The organism is Neisseria sp. P0021.S006 (assembly GCF_051956895.1).
In genome coordinates this window covers 1-703 of the sequence record NZ_JBQCWZ010000725.1, presented here as the reverse complement: position 1 = coordinate 703, position 703 = coordinate 1, and the positions used below count along the sequence as shown (strand labels likewise).

At 53.9% G+C, this 703-nt stretch carries 1 pseudogene; it reads left to right on the top strand.

The features are described 5' to 3' along the window. Window positions 1–703: pseudogene (locus ACTHUM_RS16725) on the top strand (excinuclease ABC subunit UvrA); the annotation flags it as partial.

Below are 703 nucleotides of genomic sequence, written 5' to 3'. Positions count from 1 at the left end.
ATGTTCGTACAGTCTGCACGAATTAGAGCCGCGCCTGTTTTCCTTCAACAACCCGATGGGCTCCTGCCCAACTTGCGACGGCTTGGGCAATACCAACTTCTTTGATCCTGAAAAAGTGGTCGCGCATCCCGAATTAGCCTTAGCCGCAGGCGCGATTGACGGCTGGGACAAGCGCAACCAGTTCTATTTCCAAAGGATTCAGTCGCTGGCGCGGCATTATGGTTTCGATGTGCAGGCTGCTTGGGAAACACTGCCTGAAAAAGTCAGAAAAGTTGTCTTGCACGGCTCGGGCAAAGAAGTCATTGATTTTACTTACCTGTCCGAACGCGGCACCACCTTCAACCGCAGCCACGCCTTCGAAGGCATCATCCCCAATCTCGAACGCCGCTACCGAGAAACCGACAGCGAAACCGTGCGCGAAAAACTACGCGAATACCAAAACCACCGTGCCTGCCCAAGCTGCGGCGGCGCACGTTTGCGCAAAGAAGCGCGCTACGTTTACGTCAGCGGCGAACCATTGCACGAAGTCTCCGCCTGGCCGCTGACCAAAACCCACCAATTTTTTGAAACGCTGGATTTGGACGGCAACAAAAAACAAATCGCCGAAAAAATCCTCAAAGAAATCACCGAACGCCTTGGCTTCCTGATTAACGTCGGGCTGGATTACCTGAACTTGAGCCGCTCCGCCGAAACCCTTTCCGGC